The sequence below is a fragment of the Bifidobacteriaceae bacterium genome (assembly GCA_031281585.1).
GTDB lineage: Bacteria > Actinomycetota > Actinomycetes > Actinomycetales > WQXJ01 > JAIRTF01.
Map to the genome: position 1 here is coordinate 1 of JAITFE010000049.1, position 24,246 is coordinate 24,246.

The 24,246-nt window shown below is 65.6% G+C and carries 21 protein-coding genes; 12 read left to right on the forward strand and 9 right to left on the reverse strand.

What is annotated here, in order from left to right; all coding sequences use genetic code 11:
- The first annotated feature begins 154 nt into the window (after window positions 1-154).
- The 6 genes from LBC97_05105 to LBC97_05130 all read left to right on the forward strand — a co-directional run bounded on the left by LBC97_05105 (window position 155) and on the right by LBC97_05130 (window position 5,306).
- Window positions 155-982 carry a PDDEXK nuclease domain-containing protein gene (locus LBC97_05105; protein ID MDR2565431.1) on the forward strand — a complete coding sequence of 276 codons (828 nt, stop codon included), beginning with the start codon at window positions 155-157 and terminating at the stop codon, window positions 980-982.
- Window positions 983-1,097: 115 nt separating this feature from the next.
- Entirely contained in the window at window positions 1,098-2,294 is a 1,197-nt protein-coding gene (locus LBC97_05110; GenBank protein MDR2565432.1) for a tyrosine-type recombinase/integrase, read from the forward strand.
- On the forward strand, window positions 2,287-3,258 hold the full coding sequence (locus LBC97_05115; protein MDR2565433.1) for a tyrosine-type recombinase/integrase: 972 nt from the start codon (window positions 2,287-2,289) through the stop codon (window positions 3,256-3,258). Before LBC97_05110 ends, LBC97_05115 begins: the two co-directional genes overlap by 8 nt.
- Window position 3,259: 1 nt before the next feature.
- On the forward strand, window positions 3,260-4,261 hold the full coding sequence (locus tag LBC97_05120) for a site-specific integrase (protein ID MDR2565434.1): 1,002 nt from the start codon (window positions 3,260-3,262) through the stop codon (window positions 4,259-4,261).
- 13 nt (window positions 4,262-4,274) lie between these two features.
- A complete protein-coding gene (locus LBC97_05125; protein ID MDR2565435.1) occupies window positions 4,275-4,673 on the forward strand; it encodes a DUF1016 domain-containing protein in 399 nt (132 codons plus the stop codon).
- Window positions 4,674-4,910: 237 nt separating this feature from the next.
- On the forward strand, window positions 4,911-5,306 hold the full coding sequence (locus tag LBC97_05130) for a VOC family protein (GenBank protein MDR2565436.1): 396 nt from the start codon (window positions 4,911-4,913) through the stop codon (window positions 5,304-5,306).
- Between the two features lie 283 nt (window positions 5,307-5,589).
- Here the strand turns inward: LBC97_05130 and LBC97_05135 are convergent, their stop codons facing one another.
- Window positions 5,590-5,769: a hypothetical protein gene (locus tag LBC97_05135; GenBank protein ID MDR2565437.1), complete on the reverse strand. Its 180-nt coding sequence runs from the start codon at window positions 5,767-5,769 to the stop codon at window positions 5,590-5,592.
- A gap of 710 nt (window positions 5,770-6,479) precedes the next feature.
- On the opposite strand from LBC97_05135, the gene LBC97_05140 reads away from it, so the two are divergent.
- Both LBC97_05140 and LBC97_05145 read left to right on the forward strand, forming a co-directional pair.
- Window positions 6,480-7,643 (forward strand): ImmA/IrrE family metallo-endopeptidase, encoded by a 1,164-nt coding sequence (locus LBC97_05140; protein MDR2565438.1) that lies wholly within the window; start codon window positions 6,480-6,482, stop codon window positions 7,641-7,643.
- Complete coding sequence (locus tag LBC97_05145; protein MDR2565439.1) at window positions 7,643-8,164, forward strand: DUF4411 family protein; 522 nt, start codon at window positions 7,643-7,645, stop codon at window positions 8,162-8,164. The genes LBC97_05140 and LBC97_05145 overlap by 1 nt, the downstream gene beginning before the upstream one ends.
- 930 nt (window positions 8,165-9,094) lie before the next feature.
- On the opposite strand, the gene LBC97_05150 is transcribed toward LBC97_05145, so the two are convergent.
- Window positions 9,095-9,442 (reverse strand): hypothetical protein, encoded by a 348-nt coding sequence (locus tag LBC97_05150; protein ID MDR2565440.1) that lies wholly within the window; start codon window positions 9,440-9,442, stop codon window positions 9,095-9,097.
- A gap of 813 nt (window positions 9,443-10,255) precedes the next feature.
- Between LBC97_05150 and LBC97_05155 the strand changes: the two genes are divergently transcribed.
- A complete protein-coding gene (locus LBC97_05155) occupies window positions 10,256-11,134 on the forward strand; it encodes a hypothetical protein (GenBank protein ID MDR2565441.1) in 879 nt (292 codons plus the stop codon).
- A gap of 8 nt (window positions 11,135-11,142) precedes the next feature.
- Window positions 11,143-16,491, forward strand: a complete 5,349-nt coding sequence (locus LBC97_05160) for a DEAD/DEAH box helicase (protein ID MDR2565442.1) — start codon at window positions 11,143-11,145, stop codon at window positions 16,489-16,491.
- Here the strand turns inward: LBC97_05160 and dcm are convergent.
- Window positions 16,488-17,987, reverse strand: coding sequence for a DNA (cytosine-5-)-methyltransferase (gene dcm / locus LBC97_05165; GenBank protein MDR2565443.1), 1,500 nt, complete (start codon window positions 17,985-17,987; stop codon window positions 16,488-16,490). The genes LBC97_05160 and dcm overlap by 4 nt on opposite strands.
- 616 nt (window positions 17,988-18,603) lie before the next feature.
- On the opposite strand from dcm, the gene LBC97_05170 reads away from it, so the two are divergent.
- Window positions 18,604-18,996: a hypothetical protein gene (locus LBC97_05170; GenBank protein MDR2565444.1), complete on the forward strand. Its 393-nt coding sequence runs from the start codon at window positions 18,604-18,606 to the stop codon at window positions 18,994-18,996.
- A gap of 419 nt (window positions 18,997-19,415) precedes the next feature.
- On the opposite strand, the gene LBC97_05175 is transcribed toward LBC97_05170, so the two are convergent.
- The 6 genes from LBC97_05175 to LBC97_05200 all read right to left on the reverse strand — a co-directional run bounded on the left by LBC97_05175 (window position 19,416) and on the right by LBC97_05200 (window position 23,635).
- The gene (locus tag LBC97_05175) at window positions 19,416-20,597 is read right to left on the reverse strand and encodes a tyrosine-type recombinase/integrase (protein ID MDR2565445.1); all 1,182 of its coding nucleotides are present in this window, start codon (window positions 20,595-20,597) and stop codon (window positions 19,416-19,418) included.
- Entirely contained in the window at window positions 20,594-21,010 is a 417-nt protein-coding gene (locus LBC97_05180) for a helix-turn-helix domain-containing protein (protein ID MDR2565446.1), read from the reverse strand. Before LBC97_05180 ends, LBC97_05175 begins: the two co-directional genes overlap by 4 nt.
- 126 nt (window positions 21,011-21,136) lie before the next feature.
- A complete protein-coding gene (locus LBC97_05185) occupies window positions 21,137-21,799 on the reverse strand; it encodes a helix-turn-helix domain-containing protein (GenBank protein ID MDR2565447.1) in 663 nt (220 codons plus the stop codon).
- A gap of 458 nt (window positions 21,800-22,257) precedes the next feature.
- Window positions 22,258-22,980 carry a hypothetical protein gene (locus LBC97_05190; GenBank protein MDR2565448.1) on the reverse strand — a complete coding sequence of 241 codons (723 nt, stop codon included), beginning with the start codon at window positions 22,978-22,980 and terminating at the stop codon, window positions 22,258-22,260.
- 81 nt (window positions 22,981-23,061) lie between these two features.
- Window positions 23,062-23,412, reverse strand: coding sequence for a hypothetical protein (locus tag LBC97_05195; GenBank protein ID MDR2565449.1), 351 nt, complete (start codon window positions 23,410-23,412; stop codon window positions 23,062-23,064).
- Window positions 23,413-23,422: 10 nt separating this feature from the next.
- The gene (locus LBC97_05200; GenBank protein MDR2565450.1) at window positions 23,423-23,635 is read right to left on the reverse strand and encodes a hypothetical protein; all 213 of its coding nucleotides are present in this window, start codon (window positions 23,633-23,635) and stop codon (window positions 23,423-23,425) included.
- 429 nt (window positions 23,636-24,064) lie between these two features.
- Between LBC97_05200 and LBC97_05205 the strand changes: the two genes are divergently transcribed.
- Window positions 24,065-24,246: metalloregulator ArsR/SmtB family transcription factor (locus LBC97_05205; protein ID MDR2565451.1), on the forward strand; the 182-nt coding region annotated here is incomplete at its 3' end.

The following is a 24,246-nucleotide window of genomic DNA, read 5'->3' on the forward strand; positions in this document are numbered from 1 at the left end:
GCGCAGGCCAGCGGCACGATCGCGCCACCAGCCGCCCGCGCCGCGCCACGCGCCCCCCGCCAACCCCAGGCGCCGATCCGACACGCCACACGACCCCAAATCGGCGGATCGAGGCTAAGTGAAAGGATTGTCCCCGACCCGAAGGAGAGGAACCATGAGCTTCCCCGAGAGGATCTCGTCTCGCACGCTTGAGGCGATGCCGGCTGGCTACGCCGAGTGGCTCGCCGACCTCAAGACCCGCGTCCGCGCGACGCAGTTGCGCATCGTGCGCGCGGCCAACGCAGAGGTCGTCGAACTGTACTGGTCCATCGGGCGCGACATTGTCGAACGCCAGAAACGGCTGGGTTGGGGATCGAAAGTGATCCCGCAGTTGGCCAGCGACCTACGGCGGGAGTTCCCCGACCAGACCGGCTGGTCGCCGACGAACCTAACCTACATGCGCAAGATGGCCAGACGGTGGCCGGAGGACCAGATTTCGCAGCAGCTTGCTGCGAAATTGCCATGGGGTCAAATCATGGTTCTCTTGGACAAGGCCCACGACGCCGAGGACCTACGATGGTACGCCCGCGAGGCGGTGGCCAACGGCTGGTCGCGCGCTGTCCTCGCATTCCAGCTCAAGAGCGGCCTGCGCGAGCGGCTGGGAGCCGCCCCGTCCAACTTCGCCGCCGCCTTGCCACCGCCGGACTCCGACCTGGCCCAAGAAATCACCAAGGACCCTTACGTGTTCCAGCACGCCGGGCTTGCCCAAGGCATGGCTGAGAAGGAACTGGAGCAGGCCTTGATCGACCGCATCCAGGACACTCTTCTCGAACTGGGCCGTGGCATCACTTTGGCCGGACGGCAGGTCAGGCTCACCGTAGACGGGGTCGACCGGTACCTCGATCTACTCATGTTCCACACGGAACAACTGCGCTACATCGTCATCGAACTCTTATGTGAAGCTTCACATAAGAGTTCTGATGTGAAGTCACTCGTTATGTGAAGCCGGGGTTTGCCGCCCCTGGCGGGGGGTGTTGCGGCGGCGGGGGTTGCTTCGCATAACGTGTCGGGGTTGCGTGGTCCTTCTCTACTACTTGAGGAGGCGATTGCGCGTGAGCATGTCTGTTGGGAGCCTGATCGGTTTGGCCGGGAAGGCCTTGGATGATGGGGGGTACGCCGATTGGACGCGGCGGGCGTATAAGTCGGTTTGGCGGGATTTCGAGGGTTTCTGCTTGTCGGAGGGCCGTGGGGAGCCGACCCGCGCCGACGGGGCGTCCTTCCTGGCGTCGGTCGGATGTCCCGCCGTCGGGGGGACTAGCTGGGACCGGTTCAAAAGGCGGGCGGTGCGGCGCTTGTTCGCCGTCGGGGAGCCGGGGGGATTCGGTACGGCCGCGCCCCGGTCGCGGGTCGAGGCGCCGGCGTGTTTCGCCGCAGTGCATGATGCCTACGCGGAATCGTTGTCGGACCGGGCGTTGTCCGCGTCCACGCGGGCGGGCAAGGAGGGCTTGTCGCGGCAGTTCCTCGCTTCCGTGGCGGCTTGCGGCGTGTTCGACGTGGCCGCGTTGAATCCCGGAGACGTGTTCTCCTACCTGGCCGGACCGCCGGCTTTGGCGGCCTCGACCAGGTCGCAGCGACTGTTCTTCCTCCGCGAATACCTGCGGTTCCTAGTCGCGCGGTTCGGCGCCGACGCCGCGTTGGGCGGACTGTTCCCCGTGGTGCCGACGAACAACGACGAGGTGCTGCCGTCCGTGTTCACCCCCGACGAAGTCAGGCGGGCGTTGGCGGCGTTGGACCCGTCCAGTCGGACCGCGCGCCGCGACCGGGCAGTGCTGCTGCTGGCCGCCCAGCTAGGGCTGCGCGCAGGCGACATCCGCGGGCTCCGGTTCGACGAGGTCGACTGGCGGCTCGGCCGCGTGTCCCTGATCCAGCACAAGACGGGCGCCAGAATCGATCTGCCGCTGCCCGACGAATGCCGGTACGCGCTGCTCGACTACTGGCGCAACGAACGTCCCGACCGCCCCGACCCGCAAGTGTTCCTCGGAGCGCGCGCGCCGTTCGCCCCCCACTCCAGCGCGGCTGGCTTCGGCCGGCTCGTCGCGTCGTGCTTCGAGCGCGCCGGGGTCGACGCCTCCGGTCGCCACCACGGCCTCCACAGCCTTCGCCACAGCGCGGCCGTCGCCATGCTGACGGCCGGCGCCACGCTGCCGGCCGTGTCTGCTGCGCTGGGCCACGCCAGTTCCCAGACGACCATGCGCTACCTGCGGGTCGACATCGAAACGCTGCGCGCCGCGGCGTTGGAGGTGCCCCGTGTCTGACATCGCCATGGACGGCGCGCGGCCAGACCTGTTCGAGGCGTTCATAGCCTACAAACGCGGCCTGGGATACGCCTACGCGAAGAGCCCGCTGGGCGTCCTACGGCTCCTGTCGCGCCACCTGGCCGCCTTCCCGCGGGACGACGCGGTGGTGACACGGGAAGCGGCCGAGTCGTTCTACGCCCCAGACGGCCGACGAACGGAGGGCACCCTCCGCCAACGCCGCGCCGCCGTACGCGAGTTCACGCTGTTCCTGGCCCGCGAGGGGATGGCCTGCTGGGTCCCCCCAGGACGCGGCGAGCGTCCCCCCGGGCCACGGTTCACCCCCAGGATAATCACCGCGCCGGAGATGGCGCGCGTCGTCGGGTGGGCCGACCATGCGCCCGCGCCGCCGCAATACCCGGCGTCCCAGACCGTGCTCGCGGCGCTCATCAAGGCGCTGTGGTGCTGCGGGCTGCGCATAGGAGAGGCGGTGGGGATGACCGTGCAGGACGCCGACCTCGCCGCCGGCGTTCTGACCGTCCGCCACGGCAAAGGGAACCACTCCAGGCTCGTGCCCATGTCGGCGTCGCTGACCCGCGACCTGACGACCTACGTGAAACGGCTGGGCTTGGACTCGGCGGGGCCCGGGCAGGCGCTCTTCCCGAACAGACGCGGCGACGCCTACAGCGCGTCGGCCGCCTCCAGGCGGGTGGCCGCCGCGATGGCCGCTGCGGGGATAACAACCAACGGCGCGAATCCACCCAGAACCCACGACATCAGACACAGCTACGCAGTACAGGCATTGCGCATGATGGAGAACCGCGGGCTCGACCCGCGCGCCGCGCTGCCGGTCCTCGGCGCCTACATGGGCCACCGCAACATCCGCTCCACCGAGTACTACCTGCGCCTGACGGGGCCGATGTCCGAAGACGTGGCCGCGAAGATGGCCGGCCCCTACCGGGGCGTGTTCCCTGAGGTGGGCTGACATGGCCGCCGACCACTCTTTCGCGGGTCTGCTGCGCTCTTGGCTGACCGTCTATCTGCCGACCACGCGCGGCTGCTCCGCGAACACGGCCGCCGCCTATCGCGACGCCTTCGTCCAACTGCTGCGCTACTTCCAGGAGGAACGCGGCAAGCCCCCGGAACGCGTCCGAATGGAAGATCTCTCCCCGCAAGCCGTCGGCGAGTTCCTGAACTGGCTCGCCAGCTCCCGGCAGTCGTCGCCGGCGACCCGCAACCAGCGGCTCGCCGCAGTCAAGAGCTTCCTGCGCTACGCCCAGTCCCAAGCCCCCGAGCACATAGCCGTCGCCGGGCCGGTCCTGGCGCTCAAACCCGCCAAGTCCCCCGAACCCGTCATCGCATACCTAACCATCGACGCGGTCAAACTGATCCTCGCCGAGGCGAAACGCTCCAGCCTGCGCGACCTGGCCATGCTGACCCTCCTCTACGACACCGGCGCCCGCGTCCAGGAAGTCTGCGACCTGAACATCGGCGACCTCCGGACGGACAAGCCCGTCACCGTGACGCTGACCGGAAAGGGCCGCAAAACCCGGACTGTTCCCCTGACCGGCCAGGCCGCCGCCATCGTCGCCGCGCACGCAGCCGCAATAGACGCCCGCGCCGCCGGGACGCCCCTGTTCGAGAACCGCGACGGGCAGCGAATCGGCCGCGCCGGCATCGCCTGGATCCTGCAACAAACCGTCACCCGCGCCCGCGCCGGACACGAATCGCAGATCCCGCCGAAAACCACCCCCCACCAGCTAAGACACTCCAAAGCAGTCCACCTGCTGGAGAACGGGGTCAACCTGGTCTACATACGCGACCTGCTCGGCCACTCATCGGTGACCACCACCGAACGCTACGCCAAAGCCAGCCCCGAGATGAAACGCCGAACCATCGAGGCCGCCAGCGCCGGCATCATCACCGAGACCGCCTACAACCCCCCGGCGCGTCAAGACCTCATCGCTTGGCTCCACCAAATCCTGTAACCCGCAAGGCGTTATGCGAAGCAACCCCCGCCGCACCAACACCCCCGCCAGGGGCGGCAAACCCCGGCTTCACATAACGAGTGACTTCACATCAGAACTCAAAGCCACCGACTTCGAACCCGAGTACCTCGGCGCGCTCGGCACCTACGTCACCATGGTGGACGGACTGGTGCGCAACCCGGAGATCCACGCCCCGACCATCGGGCTCCTGCTGTGCACCGGCAAACGCGAGGCGACCGTACGCTTCGCGCTGGCCAGCACCGCCGCGCCCGTCGCGGTCGCCGAATGGCAGACGCTGCCCGATGACGCGCGGGCCGCCTTGCCGTCTGCTCACGAGTTGGAAGCCGTGGTCAAGGACGAGCTCGCCCACCAGACGGCGCTTCACGCCGATGCCGTGCCGCCCCGCGAGTAACGAAGAGCCGATTGACCGTTTCCGCAGGAGCGCCGGACGCTTACAGCAGTGGCGGCCTTGCCCCTCCCCTCTCGCCGAGACCGTGGTGCCGGCATCGCGCCGCGTCCCTCGGCATGTTTGCCTGATCATTTCCGCGTCCGACGCCGCCGGGGGTGTCCCGAAGCGGGGCCTGCCCGGCAGCGCGGTCTTGGCCGGATCGTTCAAGACGGCCCTGAGCCCTGGGCGTAGCGTCGGGGCATGAACGCTCCAACACTCGCCACCATAGGGATCGTGGTCAAAGACATGACCGCCAGCCTCGCCTTCTACCGGGACCTGGGGGTGGACATGCCGGCGGACGCGGACGGCGCCTCGCACGTCGAAGCGGACCTGCCGGGCGGTCTCAGGCTGGCTTTCGACACCCGCGAGGTCGTCTGGGCCTATGATCCAGGTTGGACCGAGCCGGCAGGCGGCCACCGGATCGCGTTGAGCTTCGCCTGCGGCCAACCCGCCGCCGTCGACGCGGCGCACGGGCGGATGACGGAAGGCGGGCACCAGGGCCGCCTGGAAGGCTCAGCGCCTTTCCGGTTGCTTGCGGTGAGTTGCCGTTTCCTGGGCTTACCAGGGAGAACGGATGATCTCCGCCTCCGATTGTAGCCGGTTGGCCCGAGTTGGTGGCGATTGATTCCGCTGGGAAAACGCTGGAGTGGAGGCGGGTCTTCGAGGGGTCCGAGCGTATGGCTTTCACCAAGCGGTCGGCTGCGGGAAGTGGTGCATGAGGTGCCAGCGCGATCCGCGTGACCCCAACAGGCTCGGCTACCTGCGCCGCCGCGAGCGGAGCGGCGGTCTGACACGCTTAGGGCCTAGCGGCTGTGACGGGGGGGGCGCGGGCCACGGCGTCGTGGGGGTCGATGTCGATCTGCAGCACGGGTGCCTCCCTTCAGGCGAGACCGTCGGTGCGGTGCCGGTTCTCCACAACGGTGGAGGCGGCGGACATCAATCGGTCGGCGAGATCGGCCGCGTTGGAGGCCGTGACCTGGACGCTGCCGAAGGTTCGCCCATACGCGGAGCCGACGCCGACGTCGTAATGGGGCGCCCGGCCGCCAGGAACCAGGCCCAACCCTCTGTCCCGAAGGCTCCCCGCGGTGAACAGCGCGTACCTTGCCGGCTTCTGGCTCCTCTCCGCGAGCACGCGATCCACCGGCCATCGGTGGATTCCGGCCGAAGGGGAAGCGCGTAGTAGCCGAGCAACTCGAAATTCATGGTGGCATCCGCCACAAGGTCCTCCCGGTCGAAAACCGCTCCATTGGTAGGGGTCCTTACGTGAGGTGTTGGTGAATCTCGGCCCGAGAATCGAGGCGTTGTATATGCGCTGGTCAAACCCGAATGGGTCGTGGCGGGGCAACGCCGGCAGTTGCCGCTCGAAGGATCCTCGAGGTGAGATTGCGGGGAGAACCGGGAAAGCGAGAACCACGGTCCCACCGGGAGCGAGCTTGTGCCTGGCCGAGGATTACGAGGGCGGGACATCGGTGGTCGAGTTGGCTCGTAGGTACGGCCATCCAGGGGTCCACAAGTATGGCGCCACCTAGCGGCGCTAGCCAGGGCAGGTCTGGAGACGGGCCAACACTTCCTGGCCAACGACGTGTCCCCGGTTGCCGTCGTGAAGCCATTGAGGAAAGCAGGGCCTGGGCTGCGCCAGACCGGGGCGTGGGTCGGCGTCTCACACCCATCCGCGTATCGCCTTCTTGTCGATTCGAACGGCGGCGCTCACGCGAGGTCTCGAGAAATGGCAGTGACGGCCCGTAGGATTGAGATCAGTAGGAAAGGTCGATGAAGAAGATGGTCACTCGCGTGCAGGTACAGCCCGCGAGGCTGGCGTGGGCCGCCGACCGTGCGGGTAAAGACGAGGTTGCCCTGACGGCGAGGTTCTCCAGGTATCCGGCGTGGGTGACTGGCGCTGCCGAGCCGACGTTCAAGCAGTTGGAAGGGTTTGCCAACTACACTCACACGCCGCTGGGTTTTCTGTTTCTGCTGGAGCCGCCGAGGGAAGACGTGCCCATTCCCGACTATCGGAGGTTCGGTAACGCTGGCGTTCCCCGCCCGTCCGCCGACCTGTTGGAGACCATCTACGGCCGCCAAACTTGGCAGGAGTGGTACCGCGAGTACGCGCGGGCCGAGGGTTTCGAGCGGCCGTCTTGGGTTGGTTCGGTGTCCGTCAGGATCCCGCCGGAGCAGGTCGCCAACGCGATCAGCAACAGTTTGGGTTTCGACATGGATCAACGTGCCAAGTGCCCCAGCCATGATGCCATCCGCAAGTACCTGATCGAAGCCATTGAGGCCACCGGCGGCCTGGTTATGATCAACGGCGTCGTGGGCATGAACACCCACCGTAAACTCAAGCCAGAGGAGTTCAGGGGCTTTGCCCTCTGCGATCCGCTCGCTCCGCTGGTGTTCGTCAACGGGGCGGGCACGGTTGGCGCTCAGGTGTTCACCCTGACGCACGAACTGGCTCACCTGTGGGCGGACGACACGGCCCTGTCTGATGCCAGCATGACGGCCAAGGGGGGCAAGGAGCAGGAGTCGTGGGCCAATCAGGTGGCCGCCGAGGCGCTGGTGCCCCGGCATGAGTTGGCCAAGGCGTACTTCGGCCAGACCAGCCAACGAGAGTTCGAGATGCTGGCCGCTCGCTTCAAGGTCAGCACACTGGTGATCCTGAGGCGCACTTTCGACCTGGGGAAACTCACCGGGGACGACTACCATGCCGCCTGCTCAACTGAGCACCAACGCATCCTTGATTTGATGGCCGAGCAGCAGACCGGTGGCGGCGGCGGCGACTTCTACAACACACACGTCGTGTGGGTTGGCAGAGCCTTCGCTCGCCCGGTCATTTCTGACGCCGCCGAGGGGCGGACGTTGTTCAGTGACGCCTTCGCGCTTCTCGGTACACGTAAGGCCGATACCTACGACGAGTTGGCCAGGGTGGTGATGGCCTGATGTACATCCTTGATGCCAACGTGTCCATCCAGGCGCACCGGGCGCACTACGGTCTGGACTTCGTCCCCGGATCTTGGGACTGCTTGGGCCGCGAGCACAACCTTGGCGTGCTGGCCAGTGTGGACTCTGTGAAGAAGGAACTCGACTCAGGCAAGGGAGCCTTGACCATCTGGGAACAGCGCAGAGGTGTCATGTTCGTGCAGATGGATTCGGCGACTGCTCCAAGTCTGACTCAACTGGCCTCCTGGGCGGCCACCCCGGCCAACGCCTACCCGCAGGAGGCAGGCGCGGAGTTCCTGGGCAGCGCGGACTACCAACTCGTCTCCTACGGTCATGCTCACGGGCACACGGTCGTGACGCACGAGAAGGCTGACAACCTCGGAACCAAGAAGAAGATCAGGATTCCCGGCGCATGCCACGCGTTGCAGGTGCCACCCATGGACTCGTTCAAGATGCTCCGCGACGAGCACGCTCGCTTCGCTCTTGGGCCGAAGCCGGTATCTAGCGACAAGAGGTCGTGAGTGAACTCCGACTACGAACGGGTCGGCGAAGCGATCGCCGATGCCATGTTCGATTCAGCGTTTGCCGGACAACCCGTATACGTTCTACCTGATTCGGAAACGTTGGCCGCAATTCTGGCTGATGCGGGTGTGGCTGGCACTGGCACAGAGTCTCTTGCAGGCGTTGTCAGGCCAACGCTTGACCTGGACGAGATGGGAGCTGCCCCGTTCGGCTGGCAAGAGGAGATGGCGCGTTGCCATCGAGATCATCCGCTGGAGACCCCGCCGGCACTACCGCTTCTCATGCTGTTGGCCTTGACAGCGGAACAGATGCAGGCAGATGGTGACCTGGCAGCGCACAACTACTATTCGAGACTCCACCGAGCCCTAAGCGTGCCTGAAGTCAGCCGACGCCGAGTGGAAACCAGTTACCGCCAGACTGCTGATTGGCTGTGGGGTTCCCTCAACGCATGGCTTGAGGCGTGGGACGGTGAACGGGGAATTCCTACCGCTTACGCGGTAGGGGGGCACGCCTTCATAGGGCTGCCGATGTCTCAGGCAGCCGTCCGGCAGTACGACAGAACTGGCCTTCACGAGGTGTTTGTCCTTGAGGGAATGGCTCCTGGACTTCGAGTCTCGCCATCTGATATGGCTGGCCTGCTGGGCCCACACGCCGAGGCAGCACAGAGTCCGCTTAGTTCGCATCTCCGGCGCCTTTGGCGCGTACCATCCGCTCGTGAACGAATTGTCGATGCCGCATGCCTGGAACTCGAAGCCTGGGACGGGTCGGGGATCGACAGCATGGCCGCAGGCCAGAGAGTGGCGGCTACGCGTCTCCTGGCGTTTCTGCGAGTCTTCCCTCGCAAGTCAATCGAGTTCAACCTGTTGCTCCCATATCGGTCTTCAGGGCTTGATATCGCCCGATTCGTGCTTCCCGATGGGGAAACGCGCTTACCCACCGTCGCCGGGCCAGGGGGTTCCACACGTCTGTCGGAAATCGGAGAGGTTAGCGCTGTGTCTCTCGTGGGCGAGCGACTGGAGGGCAGACTCGGCGATGATGACGCGCGTACATTTCGGCGTCGTCCCAAGCGCATCACTCCCCTTCGATGGGATGACCTCCAGGGCGCCTTCGTCGAGGTTGAGTGCATTTCCCTGGGCGAGGACAGCCTTGTGCTCGCCCGCGCTGACGCTCGCCGCCGAGTTGAGAGCCACCTTGCGCTCCACGCACGACCGGGCTGGCAGGAATTGGCCGAACTGGCTGGCGCGCTGGAAGGGTGGCTGGTATACGAGCATGTTCAAATCGTCAGTGTCCCGTCGGGCCCGGTGCACGCCGATCTGCTGCCGTTGGCACCTCGTGCAAGGACTAGCCTCGCGATACGGGGAGGATTTGTGCTCCCCGGGCTCTTACGCAAGTGGTCTTCTCTGCAACCACCTGAGATTGTCGCGGTGGCGGCGGGCGCGAGCAAGGTGGATGTGAATGTCTACCGAGGCATTCGAATTGACCCGAATCGTCTCGTTGCCCAAGCGACGGGAGAGGGCGAACTCGTTGTCTTTCCATTGGCGGGCACCCGACTGCCAGACGGCGAATACGTCGTAGCAATGTTTGTAGATGCGAACAATCACGCTGCCGCCATGACCCTGCTCCGACTGCGTTCGTCAGGCACTCCCCAGTTCCGCGTAGAGGACACGGACATTCGACTCGTGTACTCGCCCGATTCATCCCTGCGGTGGCCATTGACTGCCGGTCCCCCGGCCTGGCCCCGTTTTGTCAACGGAGCGCGAATTGTCGGAATTGCGGCCGGCGGCGGGTTGACACAGGCGCGCATACCGGAGTTCGCCCCTCGCCAATGGACCCAGGCGGCCGTTCCCGCCCGGAACCTGCGGGTCGGCTTGCCGGCTTCGGACGACTCGTGCCTGGTCACCGGCATGCACCGTTTCCTTCTCCCGCCGGCTCTCCCTGGCCGGCGGCGCACCAGAAGCATCGAGGGAGAATGCTCCACCTGTGGCCTGGTGCGACGTTTTGCTGGTACTCCGTGGGCAGCCCGGAGGGGCAAGACCCCCATCCCAAGCAGCGCCACCACCCCACCTCAGGGAATCCCGCCCGTCGTTGAGATGACTGAACCTGATTTGGAGGTTGCTCTGGACGCTCTGAACCATGTTGGAACGGGTTCGTTTGCTGTGTTCGAGCGAATAGCGGTCCAGGTAGATGGGTCAGGGCTGTTCGCGGATTCTCTTCTTCGCAGACTGGAAGTGGTGGGACACATCGATGTCGCCCGAGACGACCACCTGCGGGTAACGGAATGGGCCGTGAACAGGCCAGCGCTTGTCCCGGTGGCCCGAGGCCGGTGGGCGCTCATCGGCTCCCGGTCGCCAGAGTTGCTCGACCGAATAGCATCGCTGCTCGGTCCAGACAGCCAAGTCCTGACCGAGGCGAATGCCGAACTCGCCTGTACCGAAGTGACCGGACCCATTCCTGTGGAGGCTTTCGCCGATCTGGGCGTCTGCGTGCTCGATTCGCCGCCAGGAGTGTTGCTCGCATCAGCGCTTCCGCGTCTCAGTGACATCGCCGCAAGCCTCAAGCGTGTCATCGTTCCCAGGTACCGGTCGGCCGAGTTCTGGGACACACAGTCGGCATCGTGGCGACCGACCGCGACGCTCGTGGACACCGGCGCGTATCGACTTAGGGACTTCGGATCAACATATGCGATCCGATCTGCTGAGGACGTCCTCAGCGGGACTATCGGTCTTGGAAACGCCCAGATTGTCAAGCACATTGCGAACGCTTGGGCTGACGACCCACTGGTGGGCTATCACTCTCGCAGCGGCTCGGTCGTCACGCCGCTCGGCGCGGATCTGCCTGCCCTATACGGGCGAGCCCTGTCATTGTGCTCCGGCAGGGCGCCGCGAGAGATCGACCGGCACAGGATGCTCCAGTATCCGTCGGTTCCCCGCGAGGTCGCGGGCATCATCTTTGACCGTGTGAGCAAGTGAGGGTACCTATGTCTTTCCCGACGCCCGTGATGATTGCGGCTGACCTTCGTGATGCGTTTCTTCGGTATATCGACACGGCATATGCCCTGAGAGATGCGCCTTTGGCCGAGGAACGTCGCCGCCTGCTCCTCGAAGGGCAGGGCAATCTTTTCGCACCCTTGATGCTGGAACCTGTCCTTCCCTACGACGGGATCGCTTCTGTCGAAGAAGCTGCCCGGGTGTCTGGCGTCGATGCTCGCGATCTCGGAGATGTCGTGCGTGCCGTCTTTGGCATCAGGCCGGAGTCGCTCTCCGATGTGAAGCTACGCAGTCACCAGGTTGCCGCACTCGCGACACATTTTGACGCGACAACCATACACAACCCAGTAGTGACCTCGGGAACGGGCTCCGGGAAGACAGAAGCGTTCCTAATACCCCTCTTGACCCGCATCGCAGCCGAAAAGCGGTCAGTAGCAGCGCTCCCGCCAATTCGAGAGTGGTGGGACCTTAAGCCCCAGAGCGATATCTGGCAAGCCGCCCGAACTGTTGGGGCTGCCCCCGCAGCGGTCCGCTCAGTGATTCTCTATCCGACGAACGCCCTGGTTGAGGATCAGGTTTCGCGTCTCCGGCGAGCAGTAAAGGGCCTGCGGACGCAAGACTCGCCCATTGACTTGTGGTTTGGCCGCTATACCGGCGCGACCCCGGGGACGGGAGCAGTGCCATCGGGGTTGGCGGGCAAGACGGCGGACGTGGCGCGAGATATGCGCGATCTGGCACGCCTGAATGAGTGTCTGGCCGGACTCGATGATCCGGAACTGATGAGCCAGTTCCAGGACCTCTACTCCGGCGAACTCGTCACACGATGGGACATGATCGAGACACCGCCCGACGTGCTTGTGACGAACTACTCGATGCTGAATGTGATGCTCATGCGCGACGTCGAGGAACCTATATTCGAGTCCACCCGCGTGTGGCTCCAACGGTCGCCCGAGCACGTGTTTGTTCTAGTCGTGGATGAATTACACGTATATCGCGGCAGTGCCGGGGCGGAAGTGGGCATGGTAGTGCGGAATCTCGCCTCGCGTCTCGGGCTTGAGCCCTCGTCTGATCAATTCCGTATTATCGCCACAAGCGCATCGCTGCCAGGTGATGACTCCGGTCGCGAGTACCTGGAGCGGTTCTTCGGTGTGGACCGCCATTCATTCGCGATTGAGCCGGGTCAGCCCAAGAGAATCATTGCAGAAGACACACCGACCACCGACAAGGTACTGAGCGTTGATCCAACAGACCTCGCCGTCACCGCTGTGGAGGATCAATGGGCAGAGGCGATTGCGATGGCGTGCGTGGAGCAGTCGGATTTCAAACCAAGGGCCACCCGCATCGACGCCATCGCCGCCCGCCTGTTTGGCGAAGACCCCAGCGCCCATGTTGCGCTTGCGACTATGCTCAATGGTCTCGCGGGAGTGACGAAACCAGTCCTCCAATTCCGTGGTCACATCATGATGCGCGGTATGCGAGGACTTTGGGCATGCTCCGACCCCACCTGTCCAGGTGGCTCTGGCTCGGAACCACGTCGAATCGGCCGAATGTACGACACGCCGAGGTCGACCTGCGCCGACTGCGGCTCGCGCGTCCTCGAACTTCTGTACTGTTTTGAATGCGGTGATGTCAGCCTCGGCGGGTATGTCGTGGACCGCCCTGACCGCGGCGCTGTCGTGTTGTCCACCACTCCTGTGCTTCCTGGCGAAAACTCGGGCGATTTTGTCTATCGACGCAGCGACGATGAGTACCGCTGGCTCTGGCTGGGTTCTCCTGTCCCAGATTCTCCGAGTCGGCACAAGTTGCCGGCCCACATTGACGAGAACCAGGCGACCGTTGTGACCAACTTTGGCGCCGCGACGTGGAATCCCAAGCTTGGCTCTTTGATTCCCGGACATTCTCAGGACGGTATCCCCGCTGTCGTCTTGTGCCACAACGCCGGGGCCGACGGTGGCCTGGCGCTACCAGCGTTGCCGGAGGCCTGCCCGCGATGTGGTAGCAGTCAGGACAACCGAGATGCGGCAGTCTACTTTTCTGGCAACGTACGCTCACCTATCCGGGCACACACCTCGGGTCGTTCACAGTTGAACCAGATGGCGGTGGCCCAGTTGTTCCGGAGCCTTGGTTCCGATGCGGCCGCGTCGAGGACCATCGTGTTCACTGACAGTCGCGATGACTCCGCTCGGATGGCCGCAGGTATCGCGCTAAACAACTTCAGGGACCAGGTGCGCCAGGTTGTGCGCCAACTCCTTCATGGTCGTGAGAACCCGGTTCCGCTGCTGCGCCGGCTGCTGCTCGGAGAACTGCAAGGCTCTGAGTTGGAGCGCGCGCAGCGGGTGCGATCCGGCCGCCGGGCGTTGTATGACAAGCTCCGGCTGGAAACTCTCGGAGTGGCGGAGCCCGCCGACCTGGCCATGATCGCCACGGCAGAGCGTGAAGCCGAGGCCTTGCCCTGGCCCACGCTGATCCACGATGCCGAACGGATGATGCTTGAGGCCGGGGTGAACCCTGCCGGGCCGGGGCCATCGGTTGCTCAGAGCGAAGGAGACGCTCCTTGGTATCGAGCATACGAGCCACCTGCCCGCGACGTCTGGCAACCGCTGCCCGATGCAATCGCACGCCCAATTCGGCAGGACCGATACCGTCTGACTGCGACGGCTGTCGCCGAAGCGGTCTTTGACCGGGCATCACGTGACCTGGAGTCCACCCGACTCGGCGTCGCGCGGGTCCGCCCGGCCGCGCCTGACAACTGGGGCGTCTCGGCCGAGGTCGCCGCTGACATGCTGGCGAGCGTTGTTCGCCTGCTTGGAATTGCGAAGCGTTTCGAGGGAGGATATGCCGCAAGGTCGAGTGCTGCGCCTAGAGTCGTCTCAACCTACCTTGGCCGTGCCGCGACAAAGCACGCGCTGGACCGGCGAGCGCTCATAATGAATGTCGGCGAGTTTCTGAGGGCAAACGCGGTAACTGATGAGACCTGGACGCTCAGGACACAGACGGGCCAGGACTCGCTTGAACTGCGCACACCGGGCGAGAAGATGTGGGTCTGCGGCAACTGCGGCACCACGCACCTGCACGCTTCTGCCGGCGTTTGCATCAACGAGGAGTGTAAAGCGGGCGTGCTGCGCGAGCAGCAAACCACGGAAGAACTCGACTACTACGGCTGGCTTGCCGGACAGCCCCTTCGACGGATGCGAGTCGCTGAATTGACTGGACAGACAAGGCTCCCGGACCAACGGACTCGTCAGCGGCTGTTCAAGGGCGCGGTGCTCCCCGCGCCCGCTGAAAGCTCCATCGCGGATCCGTTTGACCTCCTGTCAGTAACGACGACGATGGAAGTCGGAGTGGACATTGGATCGTTGCGAGGCGTGGCGATGGCCAACATGCCACCACAACGCTTCAACTACCAGCAGCGCGTCGGACGTGCCGGACGGTCTGGGCAACCGTTCTCGTTCGCGGTGACTGTGTCGAGAGATCGGGCGCATGATGACTACTACTTCCAGGTCCCAGAGAGGATGACAGCGGCCGATCCGCCGCCACCATTCATCGATCTATCCCGTCCCAGAATCGTTCATCGGGTGATAGCTGCGGAGCTACTCCGCCGGGCCTTTCTCTCATCGCTGAATCCACCGAGACGGACTCAGGAGAGCCTCCACGGGGCGTTCGGGCTCACAACCGACTGGGCCGAACGACGACCGCACATAGAGGATTGGCTCCGAGAATCCACTGAAGTGCAGACAGTGTGCGACAGGTTCAGTGCGTTTACAGCGCTCGACTTTCGTGAGCTCGAAACGTGGGCTCGCGAGCAATTGGTAGTGGACGTTGACGAAGCCGTGAGCAACCCGTATTTTGTCCACGCCGAACTCAGCGAATTGCTTGCCAACGCGGGGGTTCTGCCGATGTTCGGTTTCCCAACACGGGTTCGCCCGCTCTATTCGAGGGCGGTTCGAACCAGGGCTGACGCTCAACGGTTCACCGTTGCGGATCGCGATCTCGGGATGTCCATCACCGCGTTCGCTCCCGGCGCAGTGGTCGTCAAGGATGGCGCCGAACACCTTTCTGTCGGATTTGCCGCTTACACCTTTGTCGGAACCAGCGCCCGGCCGGCGGACCCGCTTGGGGCGCCCCTCCCAGTCCGTCGATGCGGACAGTGTCGGAGCCTCGATACCCGCCCGACCACCCACTCTCTCAAATGTGGTGTGTGCGGCGGCGACATGACGGCGTTCTCGCTCTATCAGCCCGAGGGGTACCGGACGATTTACAGCCAGCCGGACTATGACGACACCCACGTCACTCCCATGTATGCCGCCTACTCCGAACTGTCCACCAATGCCGAACTAGGGGAGGAGATAAGGCTTCACGCGACTTCGCTGCGCTTGCTGGAGCAGGCAGAGGTGGTTGCCGTGAATGACAACAACCGAAAGCTGTTCGACTTGAACAGGCAGTCTGATGGGTCGGTCATCGCCCGCAACCGGGACTTGTATGGACGGGCTCTGCCAGAGTTCATGCGTTCGGGGGGCCAACCGCTAGACCCGGCTGCGATTGGCGAGGTTCGACGCACCGACGTACTGCTAGTCGGGCTTGACTCGCTGCGGCTTCCAGACGGTGTCGTGGCCACCCTACCGTGGGCGTGCCCAGGGGGTAGGGCTGCTCTCCTGTCGTTTGCTGAACTGCTCCGCAACGCCGCCAAGGATTACCTCGACATTGAGCAAGCGGAACTCGAGGTCGGGATCCAGCCGACCCTCTGCGGTGGCACTGTCTCGGCGCGAGTGTTCCTCGCCGATGCTCTCGACAACGGAGCTGGCTACGCGCTGGAGCTTGGTGAGGCCAGGACCTTCGAGAGGCTTCTGTTGTCCGTGCGAGATGAGACTGGGCAGCGCCTTCGCGCCTATCCACACGGAGTAGCCTGCACATCGTCTTGCCCTGGCTGCCTCCGGAATTACGAGAACAGATTCAATCATTGGGCTCTCGACTGGAGACTGGGGTTAGACGTTGTCGAACTTGCCTTGGGGGGGAGTGTCGACGCCTCGGATTGGACTGAACGGACAACTGAGTTGATGCGGAGTTTCGTTGATGGCTACGGAGAACACCTTCACGTGCGGCCGTCCATCTTGGAAGATCTGCCGGTGCTTGTGTCGACCGAGCGCCGGGGCGCGGCAGTGGTAATCGGTCATCCCCTGTGGCGTCACGAAGAGACACACTGGAACGACCAAGTTCGTCGTGCTGTCGCAGCGCTGCGTGGGCAGGGACCTGCACACGTCGCCGTCTCAGACTCCTACGTCCTCGACCGTACGCCAATCAAGCTGTTCAACGCCCTGCTAGGAGAGGGCGCCAGCCGCTAAGGCCCCTCGATGGGCCCACGACGTGCGTTTACACACGGAACAATGCCCGCCGTTGGGATGGTCGCAAGAAGGCTCTGCGCGATTCGCCGCACGACTTCCGCGTTGACGGCATTCCCCAGCGCTCTGAAGGTCTTCGATGGGCTCTCGGGCATGGCTAGGTCACCCAGGCTCTGGAGCCGCGCGCACTCAGCGGGGGTCATGTAGCGCTTCTCCCAGGCGATGATCGGGACTTGAGTGTCAGTCATGGCGATCAGGCTGGGAGCAGTGGTTTGACGCTTGAGCCGGACGCCTGAGGCTCGAATCTGGATCACGTACTGCCAGATGTCGCGCTCTTCGCCGTGGGCGTTCCACTCGAACTTCTGGAAGCTGGACGGGAAGCCCCGAATCTTGGGCAGCCATGGGTCAATCCACTCGCGGTTGCGTGCATAGAACTCCCTGTTTTGACGAATGAATGTTTGCTTCCATCTGGGGAACTCCGACTGTTCTCTGCGTGCGTGGCTGGGGAGCGCGGCCAGGATGTCCTCATCCCCAAGGCGGCCCAGGGGCCGCCCCAAGGTGCCTCTGGTGCGCTGAAGTTCCCTGATCCTGCCGGTTCTGATGAGTTCCCATGGTGTCGACCCTTCGTACGGGTAGGTCGCTCCGAACTCCATGCCCCAGATCGGGAAGGACGGTAGCTCCTCGTCGTCAGATTGCTTCGACAACTCAAGGAACTCTCCCCACACGCTGAGAGCCTCCAAGACACGGGGAGGGAGCATCTTGCCACCCTCGTTTCCCAAAATGGTCTTGATACTGGTCGGTTCTTCGCTGGTCTCTGGCCAGGCGAACTGGGTCATGTCGCCCAAAGTGCCGACGACATAGACGCGTTCACGGATTTGCGGGATGGTGAACTGGTGAGGCGACAGTCTCTCGTGCCTAATGGCGTACCCCAGACCCCGCAGTTCCTGCTCGATTCGTGCGAACGTTCTACCTTCGTCGTGCTTGAGGAGGTTGGGAACGTTCTCCAAGATGAAGCATTGAGGGCGGTGAGCGCCAAGAATCTCGATCACGTTGAAGAAGAGCTTCCCCTGCTCGGTGTGCTCGAAGCCGAGTTGCTTGCCTGATTTTGAGAATGGTTGGCAAGGGAACCCAGCGCATAGGACCGTGTGGGGCGGGATGCTCGACAAGTCCACCGTGGCAATGTCGCCTTCAGGGCGAAGGCCGAAGTTCTTCTCATACAGGGTTTGCAGGTCCGGCTCCCGCTCGGCGGCGAACACGCATGTCGCCCCGAGTTTGTCCAGGGCGACGTGGAACCCGCCGAGACCCGCGAATAGGTCAATGAATGTGACGGGCCCCGTAGTGGTTGAGGGCGGGGCGGGGGATGCCTGCTGATCCGAACCGTCTGTTGTGGGCCCTGCGGGGGCGGCGGAAGTGGCGCTGTGCCCCGATCCGCCGGCGGGACGCCGAAGCGGCGTTGCCTTGCGCGTCGTAGCCCGCGCTCGAAGCGCTGTCTCCAGCATGATCGCCATTCTATTGCGAGCCTTAGGACGTTTTTCGGAGGCGCTCCGAACTCGACTGTCAGGCATCGACACAAGCGGGCTTGCCTACCGGTGCATCGCGGTCCAAGTCACCCACTCGTTGTTGTCGCCTTTCCGTCAATAGTCGACCCTTAGAACCTCGTCAGCAAGAAGTGTGGCCTCGGTGTGCAATCGCGGCGCGGTCCGCCGGGTGCGGTGCGCTCAACCCGGGATTGCAGCGTTGAAGGCCTGTCGGCCAGGGGGTTGCATGCGGGCGCGCGGCTGTTTGGTCGAGGCGAGAATCGTCCTTGGGCACGGTGCCTGGCGTCATCATCGCCTGGCCGGGAGAGCACGGCCTCCGAGCGCCCGGAAGGCAGGGCGTTTGCGGGAGGCGGCGGTCCCACAGCGCGGGGCAAGCGGTTGCCGACCCCGAGCGTGCCCCGAGGAATCGATGCGCTTCTTCAACGAAGCGGCTGGCGGCCAGTAGCCGTCCCGGACAGTTGTGAAGGCCGCCGCGAGGCCTGACCTTGAAGAGATGGCGCGCACCAGTAGTTGCGACCCCGGCAGGCGCTTGGAGGATCACCGGGGCCGGAAACCGGCGGGAGAACGGAGGTTCACAATGACGGCTGAGTTCAGCGGCGATCATGCCCTCAGCCTCGGGGCGTCGGCATTGACCGGCGAAGAGAGAGCGATGCCAGGGGCGGGCTGGGTGCTGCGGGCTGCTCGCCTCCAGGCTGGCTTGGGCCTGCCGGAGGCGGCGACCGCCACCGGGATGCCGGCCGCCGTGTACGCGTCCGCTGAGGCTGGCCAGCGTGTCCTGGACGACGAGGCCTATGGACACGCGGTCCACCGTTTGATGACGCTTCCCAAGGGCCTGCCAAACGCGAACCGCGCCGAGCGGAGCGGACGCGGTGGTCGGCAGGTGGCGGCTGGCCCCGCCGGACCAGACGCGGGCGTTGGCAGTTCATCCCACGGAGGTCTTCGTGGTCGCGGCGTTGGTCAAAGCTTGTGAGTGATGTCTGGCGCGAACATGCCCCCGCTGAATGCGATCCAGGCCCCGCCACGGGCCAGCGCCCCGGAAGTGATCGGCGGCTTGTGCGGCGGCACCGGAGGGCGCACAGAAACGCACGGCGGGGAGCTTTGGGCCTTGCGGCCGCGCGTTTGGCCCGGTAGCTTGGCCAACCTTGGTCGCAGGCTCAGCGGGCGACTGGCGGTTCCGGGCCGCAGGCGGAGGCTGCGGTCAGTGGCATCTGGTCGCTTCTTGGCCGGCTGGCAGGCGGCGGCGAAAGCGCGTTTTGCCTGGTGGCGCGGTGCCGTAGATTCTACGACACCGTGGCTTGGCCACCACGGTCCGCCGATCTGCGGTCGGACAGAGAGTGGCCTCCCCCACGAGCAAACTCGCGCCCGTCCGCCCGCCCCGGCACGCCGTGCTCACGCTTTCCGCCCGAACCTGGCGTCCAGCAGCGCCGCCGTCACGGGGTTGACCATCTCGTCGCGGTGGATGTAGTGCGCGATTGTGGTCCTGCTGTCGGTGTGACCCAGCAGTTCGGCGGCCAGGTCCGCGTCGGCGGCGTTGCTGATCTCGGTGGCGGCCGTGCGGCGGAACTTGTGCGGGTTGGCCCGCTCCACGCCCGCCAGGTCCAGGACCCGCCGGAGCTGGCGGCGGACGTTGTTCGGCGTCAACGGCGTGCCGTTGCGGGAGCGGAACACCAGCGCGTCCGGCGACCTGTCAGCCAGGTCCGCGAGCCGGGCGCGCACCGCCTCGGCAGTGAAAGAGGGCAGCGCCACGACGCGCCGGGACTTCGCGGTCTTCGGGTGGTCCTGCCGGTAGGGCGTCTGCCCGGATGGTGTGACGATTGTGCCCGCGATCAAGACCGTTGGGACGGCGCTGGCGATGTCCACGTCCCGGCGCCGCAGGGCCAGCGCCTCCCCGATCCGGGCGGACGTGCCCAGCATCACCTCGATGATCGCGGACAGCTGCCCATCCGGCTTCGGCCCGCTGACCACGGTGCCGCGCTCCCACGCCCTGATCGCCACCCGGATCGCGCCCACCTCCTGCGGCGTCAGCGCGTCCGGCGCGTGGGGCGGTTTTCGCAGCCGCCCGATGCCGTCCATCGGGTTCCGCAGCAACACCTCGTGCCGCACCGCCAGCGCGAACGCCAACCTGAGCACTGTCTTGGCCTGCTTGGCGCGGCTGTACGACTGCTTCGCCAACTGCTTGGTGAACATGTCGCACCGCGCAACCCCGATCTCCCGCAGCGTCAAGTTCCCGAACACTGGCAGTACCAGGTTGTTCATCTGCCGCCGGTACGCGTCAAGGGTCTGCCGGGTGACGCGCCCTTCGAGTTCCATGTCTTCGAACCAGTAATCGGCCAACTCCCTGAACGACGAGTCGGGTGTGATGGCGGCCGCCCCGGGCTGGAGAAGAGACCGTTCCGCGAGCTTGGACTTCAGAGCGCGCTCGGCAGCGGCCTCCGTCTTGGCGGTGGCCTGCACCTCGCGGAGCTTGCCGTCCCAATCCCGGTAGCGGGCCCGCGCCTCCACGCTCCCGGACGCGCGGTGGATCAGCAGGATTTCCCCGAATGTGCCTATGGGCACCCGCGGCCGGCTCATCGTGGACCGCTGCCATCGGACGGAGCCGAGCCGAATCCGGCCGCGCCGCCACGGCCGGGGAATGGAGTTGCGGCACCGGTTCCGGACGGCGGGGCCTCCCGCCGCGCATCGATCCAATCCCGCACGTCCGAGACGGTGTACCGCAGGTGCTTGCCGACCCGGTGCGCCACCGGCCCCCTGCCGAGTACGCGCCAGCCGTACACGGTCGAGACGGGAACGCCCAACAGGGCGGACAACTCGGCGGTGCTCAGCATCGGCTCTAAGGCGAACGGGTCGGCGCTTGTTTCGTTGGCAGTCCTCACAGCGTCCAAGTGCGCGGGCGCTCCCACGAACGCGGCCAAACCGGCCCGCCAGGTGGCGCGCCGCACCCCGGCCGCGAATCGAAAACGCTGGGCTTCTGCTGGGAAAGCCAAATTCCCGGCCTCCAATCGGAGAACGGAAACGGCCTCCACCATCCAAAACAACCGGGCTAACAGTCGGGATGCCGGGATTTGAACCCGGGGCCCCCTGGCACCGTTCGACGCCTTCTGGGGGCAACGCTACGCGGTCTTGGAAGACCCAGACGGCAACGCCGTCGACCTGTTCGCTCCGCTGTCCGCCGTTTGACGCCCGCCTTGCAGGGAACCAGGCGTGACCCCGATCATCGCGGTGAAGTCCCTGGTCATGTGCGCCTGGTCGGCGTAACCCGAACGCCCGGCCGAGTCCGCGAGGACGCCGCCTGAAGCGACCAACCGGAGCGCCCGTTGGAGGCGCGCCACTCGGCGCACGGTCCGCACCCAGTAGCCGAAGGCCTCCAGCGCGTAGCGGCGCAAAGTCCGCTCCGACCAGCCGAGCTCGCGAGCGATCACAGGCGCGGGGACGGCATCGGCCGCTCGTTTGAACACGGTCCGTGCCAACACGGCGTCCTGCGACCGCCAACAGGACTCGCGGCGGTTTGCCACGGCCAGGGCGGCGCCGGCCGCGTCCAGGCGGCCCGACCGGACCGCCGCTTCGAACCTGGCCGCCGACCTGCTGTCGATCACGTCCCCCAGAGGGACCACCTGGTCCCGCAGGCGATGGGCGGGAACGCCAAGCACCAGCGGGCCGACCCCTGGGTCCATCCTGATCCCCGACGCGGCCTGGCCGGCTTCCATCCAGACGGTGAACGCGACCGTGTCCGGCCCGGCAACGATCAGCCGGCCGCCGATCCAGACGATGTCCATGCACCCGTCTGGGACCACACGCCCCGGCCCCGCGACTCCTCGTTGAAGAGCCCACTCCGTGGCAGGAAGCGCGGCGGAACGACGATCCGGTCGCGTTCCCGCGCCCGGAACTGCTTGCCCGGCGCTGACCTGGTCAGACCGGTGAGCCGATCCCTCCGCCGCGGTTCTCACGGTGCAGACAGTACAGGGTCGGCGGCGGGCCCGCGTTAGGTGGCGACCAGCGAGTCCCTAGTGGCCTCCCCGGGTGCTGACAGTGAGCTTGGCGACGGTCGCGAACTCGACCGAAGCCTGCCTGCTTGGGGCATGGGCGGGGGCCAGAGTCAGGCGAAGCTCTCTACCCGGCGTCTGAGGCGGCGGCCGAGCGCCGGCCCGTGGCCGCAGAACCGCCTCGGCTGATCGAGTCGCTGAATGCCGCAGGCGCCACCGGCCAAAGGGATTTCGAGGTCGGCAGACCAGCGTCACCGGGCGCGACCGCGCCGACTGGCCTGTTCCGTTTCGCCTACCGCGCTGGGGGCGGTTCTCTTGTGTCGACCCTGGTAATAGGGACCGGTCGCGGGGCGGCGAAAATCCTTGAGCACTTGCTCGGGCCACGCCAAGTCAGGTCGCCAGTGGCAGATCCAGGCGGCCAGTTCCCGGCTGCCGACGCCTGCGGACTGCGCCCAGAACAAGCGCCGATGGCCCGTGCCGAATGCAACGAAGCTATGGATCCCGCGCCGGGGCTGGTGCGCCTTCAGGTGCTCAATCTCCCAAACGTTGAACTGGCGGGCCCTTCCCCACAGGGGCACGGCTCGAGCCTGGTCTCCGGTCACCTCGACGCGGTATCTCTTGGCACCGCGTGCCATGACCAACATATACACGCCGGATGGCCCCAACACCGTGATCAGCCCGGTCAGCCGACCCTCGCGACAGGCCGGGCCGACCATTAGCCACACCGCCAGCGCGCAAGAAAACAGGAGGAGCAAGCCCGCCCCAAGATCGCGGGCGGCCCGCCACTGCGAAGGACGGCAAGTGACGATGAAAGACCACGTCGCCAGCGCATGGCTGTCGATCCCCCCGAGGTCTGGGTCCGAAATATCGGCGGGAGGCGCCGCATTGCCCTCCTGACGCGCCGCGCGAACGCAAAGGAAAGCCCCAAGCGCGGAGCCCGCCACCCAGAGTATGGCGACCGCGAGGTCTGTCACTTTCCCTGCCCGCGATCACTCGAGGCCGCAGGCCGGCATCTGAATCGGGCAAGCCGTTGAACCCATGCGCATCATTCTCCCTCAGGACGCAGGCCGTCGCCACCCGGCGACTAGCCTCTCCACCAGCGTCCGGTACCGGTCCAGCGTCTGCGGGGCCAGCCCCGCCGCAACCGCGTGGTCCTCCAGCCAGATCTCCGCCAGCCGCGCCACAGTCACCTCAGGCCCGATGCCGTCCCCCACGTGCGAGGGCCGCGCGTCCAGCTTGTCCTCCAGCGCCGTCCTCGCGGCCGTCTTGGTCCGCCCGGTAGCCCGCACCCTGCGCCTCGCCCCGTCCTGGTCCCGCACGTAAACCGACGCGGTCCACCTCCCAGCGGCGTGCTGCCGGGTCGCGGTGTCGCCGTGCCGCCCCACCACGAGCGGCGGTCTAGGCAACGGGACCGTCCTAGCCGTCGCTCCACTCACCGGGCCAGTACTCGCGCTCGCGTTCCAGAATGGGGCCGACCACGTCCTCGGGCCATCGGAACGGGCTCTTGGCGGCGAGCTTGTCGAGGAGCTCCCGCGCCTCGGGGAAGAGCGCCTCCTTGTGCCCGCCGACCGCCCCGGCCAGGTAGCCGGCGCAGCGGGCGGCCTTGTCTCTGGCGGCCTCCAGCTCCACGGGCGCGGTCGGGTCGGCGGGGTTTGACCGAGGCCTCCCGCTCGGCGCGAGAGCTGCTTGGCCGCGTCTTGGAGGGCCGCGTGGATCTGGAAGACCTTCCGCTCCCCGACCAGCGCGGTGTCCGCGCGGTGGCAGACGTGGCGGCGGCCACCGATAGGCGAGTGGTAGAACGCGATGTTCCCAGCCCATCTTTGACGCCACTTCCAGGCTTAGACACCGCCAACCGTGGAGGCTCGTACGAGCAGCGGCCTGGCCGTTGCTTCCGGCCAGGAAAGCGCTCAACTACGTGCGTGGGCAGGAACTCGGACGCTTGTGCTGTGTGGCGGGCGCCTTGATGCGCCGGGGTGTTGTTCTCCGGGGCGACATGAGAACCCTTCCCACTTACCTAGTCATATTGCAATCTGTTTATATATGTGGTGGGATGGTGTCGTGGACACGGACGAAGGGCTCGCTGAGGCGGCCCAACTGTTCAAGGTCCTCGGCAACGAGTCGCGGCTCACGCTGCTGTGCCTGATTGGTCGCGAGCCGCGCGTGGTGGGGGCGCTGGCGGAGGCGACGGGCATGTCGCAGCCGCTGGTGTCTCAGCACTTGCGCACGCTGCGCCAGGCGGG

What these genes read in the sequence shown, in the direction of transcription:
- LBC97_05105 (MDR2565431.1), top strand. Translation starts at nt 155, where the DNA reads ATGAGCTTCCCCGAGAGGATCTCGTCTCGCACGCTTGAGGCGATGCCG.
- LBC97_05110 (MDR2565432.1), top strand. Translation starts at nt 1,098, where the DNA reads ATGTCTGTTGGGAGCCTGATCGGTTTGGCCGGGAAGGCCTTGGATGAT.
- LBC97_05120 (MDR2565434.1), top strand. Translation starts at nt 3,260, where the DNA reads ATGGCCGCCGACCACTCTTTCGCGGGTCTGCTGCGCTCTTGGCTGACC.
- LBC97_05125 (MDR2565435.1), top strand. Translation starts at nt 4,275, where the DNA reads ATGCGAAGCAACCCCCGCCGCACCAACACCCCCGCCAGGGGCGGCAAA.
- LBC97_05130 (MDR2565436.1), top strand. Translation starts at nt 4,911, where the DNA reads ATGAACGCTCCAACACTCGCCACCATAGGGATCGTGGTCAAAGACATG.
- LBC97_05140 (MDR2565438.1), top strand. Translation starts at nt 6,480, where the DNA reads ATGAAGAAGATGGTCACTCGCGTGCAGGTACAGCCCGCGAGGCTGGCG.
- LBC97_05145 (MDR2565439.1), top strand. Translation starts at nt 7,643, where the DNA reads ATGTACATCCTTGATGCCAACGTGTCCATCCAGGCGCACCGGGCGCAC.
- LBC97_05155 (MDR2565441.1), top strand. Translation starts at nt 10,256, where the DNA reads ATGACTGAACCTGATTTGGAGGTTGCTCTGGACGCTCTGAACCATGTT.
- LBC97_05160 (MDR2565442.1), top strand. Translation starts at nt 11,143, where the DNA reads ATGTCTTTCCCGACGCCCGTGATGATTGCGGCTGACCTTCGTGATGCG.
- dcm (MDR2565443.1), bottom strand. Translation starts at nt 17,987, where the DNA reads ATGCTGGAGACAGCGCTTCGAGCGCGGGCTACGACGCGCAAGGCAACG.
- LBC97_05170 (MDR2565444.1), top strand. Translation starts at nt 18,604, where the DNA reads ATGACGGCTGAGTTCAGCGGCGATCATGCCCTCAGCCTCGGGGCGTCG.
- LBC97_05175 (MDR2565445.1), bottom strand. Translation starts at nt 20,597, where the DNA reads ATGAGCCGGCCGCGGGTGCCCATAGGCACATTCGGGGAAATCCTGCTG.
- LBC97_05185 (MDR2565447.1), bottom strand. Translation starts at nt 21,799, where the DNA reads ATGGACATCGTCTGGATCGGCGGCCGGCTGATCGTTGCCGGGCCGGAC.